Here is a 14,530-nt window from a genome sequence, read left to right on the forward strand (position 1 = left end):
CCGCCCCCGCTCCAACCAACCAACCAACCCCGAAGGAGAACCGTGAAGAACACGGAATCGACCTGCACCAGCTGCGGCGACCCCATCCGTAACCTGGCTGCGGAAGGCCGCCCCGACCTGTGGGACCACATCACCACCACCAGGCGCTGCATCGACGCGACACCGCCTCATGAGGTCGCAAAGACCCTGCCCCGCGAGACCCGCAGGATCCGGATCCGGGTCGAGGAGATGGTCAGCTACGAGGTGGAGAAGGAGTTCGAGGTCCACGTCGGCGTGGCCCCGCAGGAGCTGGCCGCCTACCTCGCATCCAACGACGAGCAGTGGTCCGACGATATCGAGAACCACTTCTTCGACGCCTGCGAGCGGGAAGTCCACGACGACCACACGTTCTTCGCCGATGACGCCGGGTACCTCGCCAAGCTCGCCATCCAGATTGATGAGTGGCCCACGCACATCGTGAGGTGGCTGACCCTGGCCTGCCCGGTGTGCGGCGTCCAGCCCGCCAAGGACGACACCGCGCACCAGAACGTCGGTTACTTCGTCGCCATCGCCTGCAACGGCACCCGCCTGGTCGACCCCGGCTGGATCGGCATGGACGGCACCGGCTGGGAGGACTGGACCAAGCCGCAGGCTGTTGACGCAAGCGGAAAGGCTGGCAGCTGATGGCCCGGATCGTCGTGAAGATTGAGCCGGTCGAGGTCGAGGGCAACCCCCGTCACCAGGCCGTCTGCGACACCCCCGGCTGCGCGCTCGGGGTCGACGGCGGATCGTGGGCCGGTCACCCGGGCGTGGTCAAGGCCGCGTCGGAGGAGCTGGCCAAGCTTCACCGGAGTGACCATCGCAACCCCGACCGGCGGCCGGTCTCCACCGCTTCGGCGGCGCTGCTCATCCGAGACGCAGAGCTGCCCGACTGACACTCCAGGGTGGCCCGGCCGCGCGCCGGGCCACCCGCCCTTCACCCCAGGAGAACCTCCTTGCCCGGTCCCAGACAACCGCCATGGACCCCGCCGCACCGTACGGTGCCCCTCGACTACCTCGACGGCGACACCAGCGATGTCCTGCGCGGCTACCGGTACGAACTGCTCGTCGAGTGCCGCGAGCGCTACATCCACCGCAAGTCCGTCACTCCGTTCACCGGCCGTCTCGGCGGCTACGGCTTCGTCATCCAGGGCGGCGACTTCTACGACAAGAACACCGTCACCCTCTGGACCACCCGACGCACCTGGCAGACGTTCCGCCTCAAGGCCGGCAGCGTCCGGTACCGCACCCTGATGGACCTACCGGCGTACGGCGAGCTGCTGCAGGCGGTCGAGGCGGACTACCCGCCGGGCAGCCTGACCTACGAACTGACGGCCGCCCTGGCGCAGATCCTCCAGCTGTGGGCCGGCGCCAAGGACGACGGCCTGAACCACCTGGACCTGCGGCCGGTCGACGAGGTTGTGGCCGCCCGGCTCAACCACTTCGTCAAGGCGTGGCTCGACAAGGAGTCGGACCAGGAGAACACCTGATGCGGTGCGTCGAGTGCCGCCAGAAGAACTTTCCCTGGACCAGGCAGCACGTCTACGAACACAGCCTCTGCCAGCACCCGATCTGCGTGTACTCCCAGGAATGCCACGACATCCATATGCGGACCTGCGTGAGCTACTGCCGCGATGTCGGCCGGACACCTGAACCCCACCCGCGCGACCTCGCCCGCCAGGCCGAGGAAGCCGCCAACCCCCGACAGCTCGACCTGTTCGCCGAGCTGTAACCCGCAGAAAGGACACCTGTGAAATACGCGATTCTCGACACGGAGTCGACCCACCTCGACACCGAGTTCGGCCACCTCTGGGAGGCCGCCCTGATCATCCGCGACACCGACTTCCCTGACGGTGGCGACCTGGAGTTCTGGTGGCAGGTGAGGCCCGACCTCACCACCGCCGACCCTAGGGCGCTGCAGATCAACAAGTACTACGACCGGGCCCACGTCGCTCACCTGCCTATCGGCCACGGCGTGCAGCTGACGTGTGGCGCGGAGTGGGAAGCCACCGCTGACGGCGAGGTCATCAAGAACGTGACGGTGGAGCAGATCGCGCTCCAGCTCGCCCGGCTCCTCGACGGCGCGACGATCGTGGCGAATAACCCCCGCCACGACAGGGACTTTCTGCGCGCGTTCATGCGCGCCAACGGGCAGGCGTTCACGGCGTCGCACCGGATGGACGACATCCGGGCCCTGCTGAAGGGCTACGTCTACGGCCGCCTGGCCGCGCACGGCGGCAAGGTGGACAAGGCGTTCGGGCTTGAGCCCGCACGGTACGTGCGTGACTGGCTCGAAGGTGCCACGAACACGCTGGCCTGGGAGATCGTCGGCGTCACGCAGGACTCGGCGACCAAGCACACCGCCCTCGGCGACGCCCGCTGCGTGCGGGACGTGCTCGACGGCATCACGCACGGCATCCTCCAGTGAGCGACGAACGCCGTACGGATGTGCCGCTGGAACGGCCGACAGACCCGTACGTGGCTGCGGGCGAGGTCCTGCGCGCCTACCAGCAGGAGTCCGGCGTGCTCCCGACATGGCGGCACCTGGTCGGCCTCGCCGGGCGCCCGGCCGCGTTGGCGACGCTGCTGCTGCGCTGCGACAACGAGTCCGCTGCCGCCGGGGACAAGCTGGCCAGCAAAATCCTGCGGGCCGTCAACGACGCGCGACACCAGGAGGAGACCACGGACATGCCTCCCTACTGGGGGCCCGGCGGCTACCTGGAGAGCGCCGTCGACCCGGCCGCGAGAGTCGTGGTCAACGGCGAGCACTACGCAATCGGCGGCGACACCGGCGGCTTCCGCGGATTCGGCGGACGCCGCTTCGACATCGAGTGGTTCGACGGCCGGACAGCCACCACCCGGAACCTGTGGCACCAGGGCGAGATCCCGCCCGAATGGCGGCACCGGTACCCGGACAACGCCCGATTCGTACAACCCCAGGAAGGAACCCAGGCATGAGCTACGGAGACGACTGCTCGGCCGCCCGCGACGCGCAACGAGCCGCCGACGACGCCCGGCACGAGGTGGACATGCTGTCTCGCACCGTCGACTCGAACCAGTGGGCGGCGGAGAACCGCGACGAGGCTCTGGAGAGGCGTATCCGCGACCTGGAGCAGCGCATCAAGGAGCTTGAGAGCCAATGAGCGCGTGGGGCTACATCACCCGCGACGAGATCGCCGAGGTGGCCGGCCTGCTGTGTGCCCGGCCCGGCCAGCCGTCCGAGACTGTCGCCGTGCAGGCCACCACGATCAACGGCACATACGAGAACGCGCTCTGTCTGGAGCGGGCATGGGTTGAGATCCGGACCGTCTTGGACGGCGCGCGGCGGGACGCCGAGCACTACGAGGACGACTGGCGCGACCACATGCCCGACCGGCCTGAGCTGTTCGAGGTCGAGTACCACAACTACGACCTCGACACCGAAACGGGCCAGAAAACCTACAGCCACGTCGAGGACTACAACGAAGCCGAGGACCGGCGCGTCGCCCTCGACATCATCCGGGCACTCGCCGCCCGGTATCCCCTCACCACCGAAGAAAGGAACTCCCTGTGAGCGTCGACCTGACCCATCTGGGTCTCACCGACGACCAGGTGCGCGAGCTGGTCAAGCTCGCCGCCGGAGCCTGCGCGAGCACGGCCTGGGAGGAGCCGAACCCGCTGCACTGGGCGCTCGATTTCTTCGACGATCCCGAGGCCCTGGTCGAACTCGGCACCGCCGTGTGGGACCAGATCGACAACAAGTACGGAGCAGTGTGATGCACATCCGGTACGCGACCCCCCTCACCGGCCTGCACGTGTCGATCGTGCCCCGTGACGACGACCTGGTGAAGGACCTCGCCCCCGGCAAGGATGGCAGCCACGCGCTCGTCATCACCGACGACAACACCGAAGTGTTCGCCGTCGTAGGCAACACCCTGGACCTGGACTGGTTCGTCCGCCGCATCAACCGCCAGGCCGTCACGTCTCTGCGTGAGGCCAGCCGGCCCGAGGCGGGGTACATCCTGGCGGCAGAGCTGGACCGCGACGAGGCGATTGGCCCGTTCGCCACCGAAGAGGACCGGCTGGCAGTCGCCGACCGGCTGCTCATGGCGCTGGACATCAGGCAGTACGACGTCGTGAAGCGGGCCAGGAAGGTCGAGGCGCCGCTGCCCATGGTCTTCTCGGCGAGCAGGCACGTGACGGTCGGCGAGCTCTGCTCCGAACCCGGGATGATCGTGCAGCGGCACACCAGGCAGGAGGAAGGCTCCGACCATGTGGAGACCGACCTGCCGTGCTGCGCGCGATCCGTGACCGTCGCCGCGGACCCCGACCTCGAGGTGGAGCTGGTGTGTCCGTTCGATCGTGTCCGCTACACGCTTCGGCTCGCGGAGGAGTGGGACGGCGGACTGCTGGCGTGCTGGGAGATGGGCAGTGAGGTGCTGCTCGTCAAGCGGCGCTCGGCGAAGAGGAGGGCGCGGTGATCGGGCCGTGGGACGTCATCGTGCTGGTGTACGTGCTGGGCGTCGCTTACCAGGCGCCGCGCGTCCTGAAGCGGTGGGCGCTGATCACGAGTTGCGAACCGATTCAGCTGTGCGACGCCTGCCGGGATGAGCGCAGGCAGGTCATGCACGACGCTGACCAATGGGAGGTCTTGGGGGTGTTCGGCTCGGCGCTGATGGTGATGCTGGAGGCGGCGGCCTGGTACCTGAAGCCGCTCGTTCCTGCCAGCAGAAAGGCTCTCGGGAAGGAGCTGCTGCCCCGCTGCTCGAAGGGGACGTGCCTGGCACACACGGGGAAGGCGGCAGCATGAACACCAACGAGGACAGGAAGTACGGCACGCCGTACGTGGAGACGGAGATCGTGGCGGCCATGACCGTCCAGGACGTCGATCACGTCCGCGCGCTCCTGGCCCAGATGCTGCCGGGGGAGCGGCGTGCGCTGGAGCACCGCTGCATGGAGATCGCCGGAATGATCCAGGTGATGCGAGAGGAGGAGGAGTGAACGACAACGGCATGCCGCACCGCAGGTACCCGTGCAGTGAATGCCCGTGGCAGGTCAAGGCCGAGCTCGGGAAGTTCCCCCCGGAGCGGTACGAGCGGCTGCGTTCCACATGCCGGCCGGACGCGGCCGGGATCCCGCCGCTGCCTGGTTCGCCGATGTTCGGCTGTCACGTCGGTGACCCGGGCACGGGCGAGGACCTGGCGTGCGCGGGCTGGCTCGCCGTCGAGGGTCACAACCACATGGGTGTTCGGATGGCGGTGATCGACGGCAGGTTGCCCATGGAGGCGCTAGACCGGGGAGACAACTCGCCGGAGCTGTACGAGTCGTACGAGGCGATGGCCGAGGCGAACGGCACCTCTACCAGGGAGGACGTACCGTAGTCCGTTAACGCTGGCTGTATTGCTGGCGACAGTGATACAGCTCGCTACCCCTCGGACTTGGAAGGACAGCGTTGACCGACACGAACCCACTGTGCATCGGCCCTCGCTGCGGACGGGGCGACCCCCGCCAGGCAGCCAACGGGAGTCTCATCTGCGCGACCTGCGCGACCAGGCTGCGGCGCGACCTGGAGATCGCGCCGCAGCTCATGCGGTGGTTGGAGCAGCACAAAACGCCAGGCCAGGGCGGCGGGGACCGGGTGTCCGGGTCGCAGGAGGCCAGCACGCCGACGCGGCTCGATGTGCTGTCGATGTTGCACGAGGGGGCGACGCCGATCCACGGTGACGATGACGACCAGATCGGGCCGCCGTCGATCCCGTCGACGTTGAAGAACTGGGCGTGGCTGATCGCCGAGCACCGCGGCCTGGTCTATCCGCAGCGGGCCGACGTCGGCGAGCTGTCGGCGTGGCTGCTGCGGCATCTCGACTGGGCGACTGGCCAGCCCTGGATTGACGACATGATCGGCGAGGTCGGGGCGTTGCGCCGGTGGGCGCTTGGGCTCGCGCCGTGGGCTGTTCACGTGCAGGAACTCGTGGGGCCGTGCCGGTCGTGCGGCAAGCGGGCGCTGGTCCGGGCGGCGGGGGAGCGGTACATCGAGTGCGACGCCCGTGAGGAGGTCGGGGGGTGCGGCAGCTTGTGGACCGAGGAGGAGTACGAAGAGCACGTGGCCGAGTTGGTCGGCAGGCGCCGCCAATCTCGCAAGGTTAGCGCGAAAACGAAACGAGGCGTGGCAGAATAGTGTTCATGAAGAACCCCGGGAGGCTCCCCCCGAAGGAGCAGAGGATCGCGGCGGAGAATGCACTCCTGGAGGCGGCCCGCGCCTACTACGAGGCGATTGCGGAGCCGACCAGAAAGTTCAACGAAGCCCTCGCCGCCGCGGCGGGCCCACCCGAAGGGGTGCCCGCCAGCGACAAGAAATCCCTGGTGACCCGCCGCCGCATGGTGGAGATCACCAAGGAGGCCGACCCGGCGGGGGAGGGCCTCTCTCTCTACACCCTGTTGAAAGTCGTGTCGGACCTCACGCAGGAAGAGTAGATCTCCCAGTCGAACGGGCAGCGGAAAGCTCCGGCGGCGGCCGGAGCTTTCTGCGTTTCGGAGCTCCACGGCGCGAAATCGCCGAGGGATTCGCGGCCGGGGGCCGCGATCGAATCCCGGATGTCGATGCCATGCTCCAACCCGAGCGCGTACACCTGCTGTGTGTCGCCGATCATGCGCTGGAAGGCGCGCAGCGCGACCAGCACCACGGTGTTGATGGTCGCAGCGATCGCGAAGCTGTGCAGCCACAGCAGGTAGACGGGGGCATAGTGCAGGTGCGGGGCGAGGACGACCCAGCTGGTGGCGACCCCCGCCGCGAGCCAGCTAAGCACGGTGACGGTCACGGACATTACCAAGGCGCGATCGGTGCGCAGCATCAGAAAATCCCCCAGTAGTGACATTGGGTTACAGCCAGTTCTTCGTTGCGTAGTGAATGAGCTGCCCTCGGGTGGACACACCTGCCAGTTGGCGCATCCGCGCGATGCGGCGGCCCACGGTCCGTGTGGAGGCATCGCACACGCGGGCGATCAACTTGTCGGTTTCGCCGGCGACAACCTGCTGCAGGATCCTGCGATCCTGCGCGTCCAGGTCTGAGGGTGCGTGGGAGATGTCGGCGTTGTACGGCATCGCCTTCGCCCACTCCTCCTCGAAGCGGGCGATCTGCCCGGCGATAAGCGGGGCCGACTTGATCATCAGCATGGGCAGACTGCCCCGCTCCTCGGCTGGCGTCAGCACCACGGCACTGTCCACAATGAGTAGCTTCGTCGGCAGCCGGTCGGTGAACCGGATTTGTGCCCCTCCCCAACGCAGGGTGTTGCGTAGGCCATCCATGACGGCCGGGTTGTCCATGACCTCTTTCTCGTACACCACTCGCCTGCGGCAGGTGAGGCCGCTGGCGGAGGTAGCGCTCCGCTCAGGCGGGAGAGGCCCGGCGAGGGGGAGGAAAGGCCCCGTGATGAGTTGCATCCAGTCCTGCCTGACGGTGTTCTGCAGCAGGTCGAAGACGCTGGTGACCTCTTCTCTGCTGGTCAGTTTGAATACGGGCTCGCCCACGCTGTAGTGGCCGCTGGCCTCGTAGCGCCGCTCCAGGTCCTCCATGAGTTGCCTCAGCCGGTCCAGGGTGTGGGCCGCTTTGGAGACGGCCGGGCTGAGCGCGTGACGTGGGCGGCGGGCGCGGGGCGGGTCGCCGATCACGAACCCTCGAACGCGTAGCCAGTCCAGGCTGCGGTCTAGGTCTTTCACGACGTCGAGCAGGTTCTCCGCTCGGGTGGGCCCGTAGTCGATCAGGTACTTGTATAGGCGCAGCTCATCGCTGTCCCGATGGAATGGCACGAAAGGTGTCCTCGGGGGGCGGGTTGAGGAGATCCGCTAGAACCGCCTCGGTCGGGTTGGTTGGGTGCCGGTCTGTTACATGCCGCCTGTGGTGTTGGTCGAGTCCATCGGCAGGGTGGCTTCGGGGGAGGGCGTGGAATCCGGCGCCGGGATGGTGGTGACGGTGACGCTGGTGGTGATGTCGGTCTTAGTGATCACTTTGCTGCCGTCAGGATTGGAGACCGTCTGGGTGGACGTGGTCACGGTCTTTGTCACGCCGGGGGTGGTGGTTGGGCTGGCTGGGGTCCGGGTCTGCACGGTGTTCGGGGTGTCGGCGTAGGCGGCCGTGGCTCCGGACAGGAGTAGCACGAGGGCGAGGGCGGCGGCGGGGAGACGCAGACGGTTGAACGAAGACATGATGGTGCTCCAGACGGTTTGGCTTAGCTGAATCGTTCCAACTGCGGCGGGCTGTCTGCGTCCGCTGACGGCTATGGAACGGCGACAACTAGTAGTAAAGCTTCCGAATGGTATCCGTCTAGGGAAATATATGACCGAAACGTGTCATGTCTAATGTTGGCCATGCAGACACGCGCCGTCCGTGAAGGTGCACAAAGTGCCTGCTTGGCGGCTACGACGCGTGCCTCACGGGTTTGGTTGTCATGCGAATCATTCGAATTCAATGAGTTTTCGGAGTCCGTAATATAACGAAGCCGTTTTCCGTAATGTCACTGCGCTTCGTTTCGCATGATCTCCACCTGTCGCCCGTGGAGGTCAATCATGGCGTCTACCTGCTGTTGGAGTACCTCGACCATCTGGTCCCGTACCTTCTGATCGAAGGGGAGCGCTTGGATCTGCGCGATGGCGGCGTCCATCCGCTCGGCCGTTCTCTTAGATACGCCACTTGCGGTGGGTGCGCGGCGCCGGTCGATCTCCTGGCGGAGGAGTTCGCTGGCCCTGTCGCGGCCGGCGGCCTTCACGTCTTCCGGGGTTGCGCCGACGACGAGGGCCATGAGGACATACTCCCTGTCGGGGATGTCTCTCTTGCCCTGCTCGTAGGCGGACCAGGAGCGGTCGCTAAACGGCTTGGTGGTGTAGGTGCCCAGCATCTCGGCGCACCGGGCGACGCTCAGAGGGCCTTCGAGCCCTCGGTCAGTGCGTAGTCGCTGGATGAGGGCGGCGTCGGGTGGGAGGAGGGGGGTTTCGCCTTGAGGTGACGACGGCATGGTGGCGCGCCTCCTTCGGTTCTTGCGGCTACCTTCTGTTTTTGCCGAACGGCGCCACCGTAGCAGTTACTGCGCGAACATGCGGCTATTTCGCGAAAGGTCAGTCACGCTAAGTAGTTTCGCGTCGCTTCGCGAAATTTCGCGAAAGCGCTTGCTTTTCGCGAACAACCGAGTAATGTCCCTCCTGGCGCTCGTTGATCTTCAAAACGGAGATCAGCAAAAGCACTCGGGAGGTGCCAATGACCAGCACAAACACGGCAATGACGCCGGAGCGAATCGTCGGCGACCTCATTGACGCCGCAGCACCGGACGGCGAACAGATGCTCCAAGTCGGGCAGGTCGCAAAGGTCCTCGGAGTGACCGACCGCGCCGTCCTCTACCTCCTTCAGGACAACCGGCTCGGATACATCCGCACCGGAAAGCGCGGGTATCGCATCCCCCGCCCACTGCTGGCCGAGTACCTGCTGCAGGGCTTCATCCCCCGGCAGCTCACAGCCGCGGAGCAGCTGCTCGCTGAAACACGGCAGGCCGTCAAGGAAGCGACGGACAAGCTGGCGGCCCTCGCCGCACGCATCGCGGCGGCGGAAGCCACGCTTGCCCTGGTCGACGGAACCGACGCGATCCCTCACCGTGGACGGTCCACCCAAACCGTCCCGTAGCCAACCCACCAGCATCACAAATAGGAGACCCGACGATCATGAGTGTTGATGCAAGCACTCTCGCTAGCAGCAATGCAGGCCCGCCACTGAAAGGCCCGGACCTGCCGTTCGACCGGAAGTACGCCCTCGTCGCCATGCACGCCGCGCGGCACCTGACCTGCCCCGCTTTCGAGCCGCTGCGCAAGCTCCTCGCCAGTCTGCTCCTCGAAGACGGCTACTCGCCCACCTACGCAGGACTGCACACCGACGACCTGATCAGCGTCGCGTGCGGCGTGATCGCCAGCGTCGAAGCGGACGAGCCCCGGAAGATCCCATGGCCCGGCGGCCAGCAAAGGCACCCGTACGCGCAGGCCATGTACGAAATGGAGACCAGCAAGTGACCCGACTCGCGGCCTCCGCCGCGGAGATGATCAACGGCCTGGCCGAGGAGGGCGGCGACGGCTGGGCCGAGGCCGAGAAGGCGGTGTTCCCCGACCTTTACCTCTGCCCTGGGGAGTGCCAGCGGCCCCAGAAGGTCAACAAGGGCGGCACGATCCGCAAGCACAAGGCGAACAAGGGCGACGTGCTGCCGTGCACCGGCTCCGGAGCTCCGATCCTGACCGCCCGCATCCCGCGCCGCAGCAAGTCCGGGTTCTACAAGGACCCCGTGACCGAGGTGCTGCTGCGGTCGGTGACGACGATCCTCAACCAGGGGTCCGCGCACGAGGCGCTGGTCTACTGGGCCGCGAAAGTCACCGCCGAGACGGCGATGGACAACGTGTTCGCGATGCTCGAAGCCGCCCGCACCGAGGAGGGCCGGGCCGAGTTCATCAAGTGGCTCAAGCAGGAGCCCAACCGGCGCAAGGACGAGCGGGCCGACGTCGGGAGCGCGGTCCACAAGCTGGTCGAGTGCAAGATCCTCGGCGAGCCCGCCCCGGTGGGGCTGCTGGCCAACCCGGACCTGCGCCCGTACATCGACCACTTCAACCGGTGGGTCGACGAGTGGGAGATCGACTTCGAGGCGTCGGAGATGGTCGTCGCCAACTACGAGGAGCCGTACGCCGGGACGCTCGACTACCTGTTCCGCTCCCGGCCGCTCGCGCGGAAGCTCGGCGTGCCCTCCGACACCCTCTTCCCTGGCGACACCAAGACGGGCGGCACGCTCAACGGCCAGACATACGACGGCAACGTGCACGGCGTCTACCCGGAGGCCGGCCTGCAGATGAGCGCGTACCGCGCCGCCCCATGGGGGTGGCTGCGCGACGGCACGCGCATCAAGTTGCCGCCCCGGCACGACGTGGGCGTGATCCTGCACCTGCGCCCGGAGGGCTACAACCTCTACCCGGCTCGGTGCGGCGACGACATGTACGAGGTGTTCCAGACGATCCGCCGTGTCGCGGAGTTCAACACCGGTCTCGCCAAGAACGTGATCGGCGAGCCGCTGACCCTCGACGACGACGAGACCAAGGAGGAGGCAGCCTGATGGGCGGTCGCATCAAGGACCTGCAGCACCGCATGCGGACAATTGGCCGGATCCGTCTCGGCACGTACGAGGGCAGGCCGAAAGCGTCGGAGTTCTTCATCCCGACCTCGGAGTTCGAGCACTTCATCCGGCAGCTCGCCGACATCTACGGCGGCGACGTCGAGCAGTGGAAGCCGCAGGGCGACGGCGGCATGCAGTGGCGGCTGATGAACCCCGACCTGAAGTCCCTCGACGCGATCATCCCGCCCCTCCGCGACCCCCTTGACCAGGCGTACGAGAAGTGGTCGCGGGGCGGCAAGCAGGCCCGCTGCGACGGCGAGACCGTCGCGAACCTGGGCCGACCCTGCGTCTGCAAGGCCCAGTGGGGGCCCCGCTTCTGGGAGAACGCGCCGCCACAGCAGGCGTGCAAGCTGCACACCCGCCTGAACATCTGGATCCCCGAGATTCAGGACATCGGAACGTGGCTGCTGGAGACCAAGGGCGCGAACGCAGGGAAGGAACTGCCCGGCTTCGTCGACATGATTCAGGCGATGTTCGGCACCAAGGTGGCGGTCCCGATCAGCCTGTGGCTGGTCCCCGGTACAGCCCGAGAGAAGGGCAAGCTCAAGCTCTACACCAAGGTCGAGGCTGCGATCCGCGGCATGACCTCCATGCAGGCCGCTGCGCGCATCATGGCCGCCGCGCCCGAGCACGCCGAGCTCGGCGCCGGAGCGTCAGAGGACCGGCTGGCGATCGAGTCGGGCAAGCCCGAACAGACCGACTACATCGGGGCCATCCGCGTCGCGCAGACCCGCGAGACCGTGACCCACCTGTGGCGGCAGGCCAAGGCCGACCGCGACACGTGGATGACCAGCGGCGCGAAGATCGAGGCGGAAGCGGCCAAGCGAGCCAAGGAAATCGACCGGCTGGCCGAGGCGTGGAAGGACGTCGTCACCGCCTGGGAGGGCGGCAACATGGACGCGCTGCACGCCGAGTTCGCGGACTTCTCCCGAGGCCGCCGCATCGAGGAGGCCACGGCCGACGAGCTGGTGGCGTTCCTCAAGCGCATCCAGCCCGCCGAGCCGGATGAGGCCCAGGCCGACAAGCAGGCCCCGCCCGTACAGGCCCCCGCCGGCCGCAGCACGGAGGACATCGTGGTGCCGCCGGACGACGACGTTGTGGACGCCGACGTCGTCGACGACCCTCAGGTGGCGAAGGAACGCCTGCCCCGTCTCAACATCATGATCGGTGAACGCGGCATCGCCTCGCACACCGGCAAGGGCAGCACCGCGGCGAACAAGGCGGCCAAGGCCGAATGGCTGACCGAGACCGTCAAGCGGCCCGTCGAGTCCACCGCAGACCTCACCGAGAGCGAAGCCGACACGGTGATGGCGCGCCTCAAGAGCATGCCGATCACCAACCCCGGCAAGCCCAAGCAGGCAACCGCCGAGCAGCCCCAGCAGCAGGACCCGGCCGAACGCCGCACCCACATGCTGCACCTGTTCGGCCAGCTCGGCATCACCGGCGACGACATGCTGCGCGACATCAGCATCATCGCCGGGACCACCGTGACCATGGCCGCCCCGCCGACCCCGGAGCAGATCAACGACGCGATCGACGTCCTGGAGTCCGCCACGGGCGACCCCGACGCCTACGACACGATCATCGGCCAGATCCAGGAAGCCCGCGCCCAGCAAGCCACGAACTGACCTTCTTCGGCCCCGGCCCGCACCCACGGCCGGTGCCCCCAACCCGCAAGGAGAACCGACGTGCGACCCCTCTATGTGCAGACCGACGACCTCGCCACCGACCGCATCACCTACGTCCGCTACGAGACTGAGGCAGCGCTGGCGATCGGCGACTACCGGCTCCCGACGTCCACCACCGACGTGAGCAAGCTGCGGGAGGCCGCCGCCATCTACCAGAAGCTCGCGACTACGGCCGATGGCGCCCACCGCGACGTGATGGCCCGCATCGCGTTCCTGGACAACCAGGAGGAGCAGCGGAGATTGGCCTCTGCCGCTCAGAACCCGCACGCCGGACCCGCGCAGTGCATGTGCGGCAACCCGGCCGCGCCGGGCATCGTGCACCGCCAGGACGGGCCCTGTTACCGGGTCGACAACCCGCCCTGCCAGACCTGCAAGGGGAACGGCTGCCCGCACTGCGCGGGCCACGGCCTCGCCGTCGTCAACCCTCCGCAGGAGGCCACGCAGACCCGCGACCTGAAGCTCGTCCACGACGGACGCGCGCCCATGCCGAGCGCGGCCAGCTTCACGCCGCCCACCCGAACCCCGGCGCCCACGCCGGGCAACTGACCCAGCACCACCACGAAAGAAGGACACATGAGCGACAACACCCGCAACCTCAGCGACATCGCCGCGGTCGTCGCGGACGCGACCGGCCTCAGCGCGAAGGACGCGAAGAAGGCCGTCCAGGCGACGGTGTACGCGATCCAGCAGGAGGTGGCCCAGGGCAACAAGGTGAAGTTCATCAACTTCGCCGTCTTCGAGCTGGCCCACAGCAAGGCCCGCAAGGCGCGGAACCCCAGCACCGGCGAGGAGGTCGACGTGCCGGAGACGTGGAAGCCGAAGGCCACCTTCGGCCGGGGCTTCCTCGGCCTGGTCCAGCAGACGCAGAGGCCGACGAACTGATGCCCGCCCACATGTTCCGAGGGTGGGGCAGGCTGCGGGTCTACGCGGTCTGGGACGCCCAGCGGCACACGTTCACCGCGTACGCCAAGGACGTCAACGACACGATCGTGTGGCAGGTCGGCCAGGACGACGTCGAGCTGCCGACGATCACCGCCCTCAACAAGGCGCTTGAGTCGCGCCGGGCGTACCTCACCGTCGAGGTGGTGGCTGCTCTCCTGGGAGACCAGGAGGGCGGCCCTGCCGCTCTCGCCGACAGCTGCAGGGTGGGAGGTGCGCAGTGACCGGAGCACCCGACACGGCCGTCATCGTCGGCGTTGTGATCGCTGTTCTCGGTGGTGTTCTCGTCTTCTGCTACCTGGCGTCCGGCTCGCGTCAGCGCCATCAGTGCCGGTGGTCGCCGGTGGGCGTGTCGAGCGTGAAAACGATGCCGTTCGGGCCGGTCCAGACCGCCGTGCTCCAGCGGTGCAACGGCTGCGGAGAGCACCAGTCGACGACGCTGGTCGGCGAGTGGACGCTGGCCCAGCTGCTCGGAGTCGAGGCCGAGGCCGGCACCGCCGCCGAGGGCATCGCCCGATGAGGCCGCTGATCTACGTTCTCGTCGGCGTGCTGCTCGGCCTCACGGCACTCGCCATCCTCTTCTGGGTTCTGGCCAGCGCCCAAGACGATCACATCGTCGAGCACGACACCCCCGGCCCGGACAGGTATCTGCCGGTCGGCGTCCGGGTCGACGTCAACGCTGCCCGGAAACCGTAAGACAACCGGTGAGAAGGTGCG

The 14,530-nt window shown here is 67.4% G+C and carries 28 protein-coding genes; 24 read left to right on the top strand and 4 right to left on the bottom strand.

Annotated elements, in window-relative coordinates; all coding sequences use genetic code 11:
- Nucleotides 1–42: 42 nt before the first annotated feature.
- The 15 genes from IEY82_RS04390 (at nt 43) to IEY82_RS04460 (ending at nt 6,471) form a co-directional block, all read left to right on the top strand.
- Complete coding sequence (locus IEY82_RS04390; protein WP_189122670.1) at nt 43–663, top strand: hypothetical protein; 621 nt, start codon at nt 43–45, stop codon at nt 661–663.
- A 14-nt stretch (nt 664–677) separates the two neighbouring features.
- Entirely contained in the window at nt 678–914 is a 237-nt protein-coding gene (locus tag IEY82_RS04395) for a hypothetical protein (protein WP_189122671.1), read from the top strand.
- Between the two features lie 60 nt (nt 915–974).
- Nucleotides 975–1,508 (top strand): hypothetical protein, encoded by a 534-nt coding sequence (locus tag IEY82_RS04400; protein WP_189122672.1) that lies wholly within the window; start codon nt 975–977, stop codon nt 1,506–1,508.
- Nucleotides 1,508–1,750: a hypothetical protein gene (locus tag IEY82_RS04405; RefSeq protein WP_189122673.1), complete on the top strand. Its 243-nt coding sequence runs from the start codon at nt 1,508–1,510 to the stop codon at nt 1,748–1,750. The genes IEY82_RS04400 and IEY82_RS04405 overlap by 1 nt, the downstream gene beginning before the upstream one ends.
- A gap of 18 nt (nt 1,751–1,768) precedes the next feature.
- Complete coding sequence (locus IEY82_RS04410) at nt 1,769–2,446, top strand: 3'-5' exonuclease family protein (RefSeq protein WP_189122674.1); 678 nt, start codon at nt 1,769–1,771, stop codon at nt 2,444–2,446.
- Entirely contained in the window at nt 2,443–2,976 is a 534-nt protein-coding gene (locus IEY82_RS04415) for a hypothetical protein (RefSeq protein ID WP_189122675.1), read from the top strand. Before IEY82_RS04410 ends, IEY82_RS04415 begins: the two co-directional genes overlap by 4 nt.
- The gene (locus IEY82_RS04420; protein WP_189122676.1) at nt 2,973–3,161 is read left to right on the top strand and encodes a hypothetical protein; all 189 of its coding nucleotides are present in this window, start codon (nt 2,973–2,975) and stop codon (nt 3,159–3,161) included. The genes IEY82_RS04415 and IEY82_RS04420 overlap by 4 nt, the downstream gene beginning before the upstream one ends.
- Nucleotides 3,158–3,571, top strand: coding sequence for a hypothetical protein (locus IEY82_RS04425; protein WP_189122677.1), 414 nt, complete (start codon nt 3,158–3,160; stop codon nt 3,569–3,571). Before IEY82_RS04420 ends, IEY82_RS04425 begins: the two co-directional genes overlap by 4 nt.
- Complete coding sequence (locus IEY82_RS04430) at nt 3,568–3,774, top strand: hypothetical protein (RefSeq protein WP_189122678.1); 207 nt, start codon at nt 3,568–3,570, stop codon at nt 3,772–3,774. Before IEY82_RS04425 ends, IEY82_RS04430 begins: the two co-directional genes overlap by 4 nt.
- Nucleotides 3,774–4,478, top strand: coding sequence for a hypothetical protein (locus tag IEY82_RS04435; protein ID WP_189122679.1), 705 nt, complete (start codon nt 3,774–3,776; stop codon nt 4,476–4,478). The genes IEY82_RS04430 and IEY82_RS04435 overlap by 1 nt, the downstream gene beginning before the upstream one ends.
- The gene (locus tag IEY82_RS04440) at nt 4,475–4,807 is read left to right on the top strand and encodes a hypothetical protein (RefSeq protein WP_189122680.1); all 333 of its coding nucleotides are present in this window, start codon (nt 4,475–4,477) and stop codon (nt 4,805–4,807) included. Before IEY82_RS04435 ends, IEY82_RS04440 begins: the two co-directional genes overlap by 4 nt.
- Nucleotides 4,804–4,998: a hypothetical protein gene (locus IEY82_RS04445; protein WP_189122681.1), complete on the top strand. Its 195-nt coding sequence runs from the start codon at nt 4,804–4,806 to the stop codon at nt 4,996–4,998. Before IEY82_RS04440 ends, IEY82_RS04445 begins: the two co-directional genes overlap by 4 nt.
- Nucleotides 4,995–5,378 carry a DUF6283 family protein gene (locus IEY82_RS38870; RefSeq protein WP_225262301.1) on the top strand — a complete coding sequence of 128 codons (384 nt, stop codon included), beginning with the start codon at nt 4,995–4,997 and terminating at the stop codon, nt 5,376–5,378. The genes IEY82_RS04445 and IEY82_RS38870 overlap by 4 nt, the downstream gene beginning before the upstream one ends.
- 71 nt (nt 5,379–5,449) lie before the next feature.
- Nucleotides 5,450–6,175 carry a hypothetical protein gene (locus IEY82_RS04455; RefSeq protein ID WP_189122682.1) on the top strand — a complete coding sequence of 242 codons (726 nt, stop codon included), beginning with the start codon at nt 5,450–5,452 and terminating at the stop codon, nt 6,173–6,175.
- 5 nt (nt 6,176–6,180) lie between these two features.
- A complete protein-coding gene (locus IEY82_RS04460; protein ID WP_189122683.1) occupies nt 6,181–6,471 on the top strand; it encodes a hypothetical protein in 291 nt (96 codons plus the stop codon).
- Here IEY82_RS04460 and IEY82_RS04465 read toward each other — a convergent pair.
- The 4 genes from IEY82_RS04465 to IEY82_RS04480 form a co-directional block, all read right to left on the bottom strand.
- Nucleotides 6,426–6,848 (bottom strand): hypothetical protein, encoded by a 423-nt coding sequence (locus IEY82_RS04465; protein ID WP_189122684.1) that lies wholly within the window; start codon nt 6,846–6,848, stop codon nt 6,426–6,428. The genes IEY82_RS04460 and IEY82_RS04465 overlap by 46 nt on opposite strands.
- 28 nt (nt 6,849–6,876) lie before the next feature.
- Entirely contained in the window at nt 6,877–7,803 is a 927-nt protein-coding gene (locus tag IEY82_RS04470; protein ID WP_189122685.1) for a helix-turn-helix transcriptional regulator, read from the bottom strand.
- Between the two features lie 75 nt (nt 7,804–7,878).
- Nucleotides 7,879–8,199, bottom strand: coding sequence for a hypothetical protein (locus IEY82_RS04475; RefSeq protein ID WP_189122686.1), 321 nt, complete (start codon nt 8,197–8,199; stop codon nt 7,879–7,881).
- Between the two features lie 308 nt (nt 8,200–8,507).
- Nucleotides 8,508–8,888, bottom strand: coding sequence for a hypothetical protein (locus tag IEY82_RS04480; RefSeq protein WP_189122687.1), 381 nt, complete (start codon nt 8,886–8,888; stop codon nt 8,508–8,510).
- Nucleotides 8,889–9,244: 356 nt separating this feature from the next.
- On the opposite strand from IEY82_RS04480, the gene IEY82_RS04485 reads away from it, so the two are divergent.
- From IEY82_RS04485 to IEY82_RS04525, 9 genes are read left to right on the top strand one after another with little or no spacing between them, the layout of a single operon-like run.
- Nucleotides 9,245–9,664, top strand: a complete 420-nt coding sequence (locus tag IEY82_RS04485; RefSeq protein WP_189122688.1) for an excisionase family DNA-binding protein — start codon at nt 9,245–9,247, stop codon at nt 9,662–9,664.
- Between the two features lie 38 nt (nt 9,665–9,702).
- A complete protein-coding gene (locus IEY82_RS04490; RefSeq protein WP_189122689.1) occupies nt 9,703–10,044 on the top strand; it encodes a hypothetical protein in 342 nt (113 codons plus the stop codon).
- Entirely contained in the window at nt 10,041–11,126 is a 1,086-nt protein-coding gene (locus tag IEY82_RS04495; protein WP_225262299.1) for a hypothetical protein, read from the top strand. Before IEY82_RS04490 ends, IEY82_RS04495 begins: the two co-directional genes overlap by 4 nt.
- Entirely contained in the window at nt 11,126–12,814 is a 1,689-nt protein-coding gene (locus tag IEY82_RS04500; RefSeq protein WP_189122690.1) for a recombination directionality factor, read from the top strand. Before IEY82_RS04495 ends, IEY82_RS04500 begins: the two co-directional genes overlap by 1 nt.
- A gap of 60 nt (nt 12,815–12,874) precedes the next feature.
- Complete coding sequence (locus IEY82_RS04505; protein ID WP_189122691.1) at nt 12,875–13,420, top strand: hypothetical protein; 546 nt, start codon at nt 12,875–12,877, stop codon at nt 13,418–13,420.
- 27 nt (nt 13,421–13,447) lie between these two features.
- On the top strand, nt 13,448–13,756 hold the full coding sequence (locus tag IEY82_RS04510; protein WP_189122692.1) for an HU family DNA-binding protein: 309 nt from the start codon (nt 13,448–13,450) through the stop codon (nt 13,754–13,756).
- An 11-nt stretch (nt 13,757–13,767) separates the two neighbouring features.
- Nucleotides 13,768–14,037, top strand: a complete 270-nt coding sequence (locus IEY82_RS04515; RefSeq protein WP_189122693.1) for a hypothetical protein — start codon at nt 13,768–13,770, stop codon at nt 14,035–14,037.
- A complete protein-coding gene (locus IEY82_RS04520; protein ID WP_189122694.1) occupies nt 14,034–14,333 on the top strand; it encodes a hypothetical protein in 300 nt (99 codons plus the stop codon). The genes IEY82_RS04515 and IEY82_RS04520 overlap by 4 nt, the downstream gene beginning before the upstream one ends.
- Nucleotides 14,330–14,509, top strand: coding sequence for a hypothetical protein (locus IEY82_RS04525; RefSeq protein ID WP_189122695.1), 180 nt, complete (start codon nt 14,330–14,332; stop codon nt 14,507–14,509). The genes IEY82_RS04520 and IEY82_RS04525 overlap by 4 nt, the downstream gene beginning before the upstream one ends.
- Nucleotides 14,510–14,530 lie beyond the last annotated feature (21 nt).

This window comes from Nonomuraea cavernae, assembly GCF_014646355.1.
GTDB classification, from domain to species: Bacteria; Actinomycetota; Actinomycetes; order Streptosporangiales; family Streptosporangiaceae; genus Nonomuraea; species Nonomuraea cavernae.

What these genes read in the sequence shown, in the direction of transcription:
- IEY82_RS04405 (WP_189122673.1), top strand. Translation starts at nt 1,508, where the DNA reads ATGCGGTGCGTCGAGTGCCGCCAGAAGAACTTTCCCTGGACCAGGCAG.
- IEY82_RS04420 (WP_189122676.1), top strand. Translation starts at nt 2,973, where the DNA reads ATGAGCTACGGAGACGACTGCTCGGCCGCCCGCGACGCGCAACGAGCC.
- IEY82_RS04425 (WP_189122677.1), top strand. Translation starts at nt 3,158, where the DNA reads ATGAGCGCGTGGGGCTACATCACCCGCGACGAGATCGCCGAGGTGGCC.
- IEY82_RS04435 (WP_189122679.1), top strand. Translation starts at nt 3,774, where the DNA reads ATGCACATCCGGTACGCGACCCCCCTCACCGGCCTGCACGTGTCGATC.
- IEY82_RS04445 (WP_189122681.1), top strand. Translation starts at nt 4,804, where the DNA reads ATGAACACCAACGAGGACAGGAAGTACGGCACGCCGTACGTGGAGACG.
- IEY82_RS04460 (WP_189122683.1), top strand. Translation starts at nt 6,181, where the DNA reads ATGAAGAACCCCGGGAGGCTCCCCCCGAAGGAGCAGAGGATCGCGGCG.
- IEY82_RS04465 (WP_189122684.1), bottom strand. Translation starts at nt 6,848, where the DNA reads ATGCTGCGCACCGATCGCGCCTTGGTAATGTCCGTGACCGTCACCGTG.
- IEY82_RS04475 (WP_189122686.1), bottom strand. Translation starts at nt 8,199, where the DNA reads ATGTCTTCGTTCAACCGTCTGCGTCTCCCCGCCGCCGCCCTCGCCCTC.
- IEY82_RS04480 (WP_189122687.1), bottom strand. Translation starts at nt 8,888, where the DNA reads ATGCTGGGCACCTACACCACCAAGCCGTTTAGCGACCGCTCCTGGTCC.
- IEY82_RS04485 (WP_189122688.1), top strand. Translation starts at nt 9,245, where the DNA reads ATGACCAGCACAAACACGGCAATGACGCCGGAGCGAATCGTCGGCGAC.
- IEY82_RS04490 (WP_189122689.1), top strand. Translation starts at nt 9,703, where the DNA reads ATGAGTGTTGATGCAAGCACTCTCGCTAGCAGCAATGCAGGCCCGCCA.
- IEY82_RS04500 (WP_189122690.1), top strand. Translation starts at nt 11,126, where the DNA reads ATGGGCGGTCGCATCAAGGACCTGCAGCACCGCATGCGGACAATTGGC.
- IEY82_RS04510 (WP_189122692.1), top strand. Translation starts at nt 13,448, where the DNA reads ATGAGCGACAACACCCGCAACCTCAGCGACATCGCCGCGGTCGTCGCG.
- IEY82_RS04515 (WP_189122693.1), top strand. Translation starts at nt 13,768, where the DNA reads ATGTTCCGAGGGTGGGGCAGGCTGCGGGTCTACGCGGTCTGGGACGCC.
- IEY82_RS04525 (WP_189122695.1), top strand. Translation starts at nt 14,330, where the DNA reads ATGAGGCCGCTGATCTACGTTCTCGTCGGCGTGCTGCTCGGCCTCACG.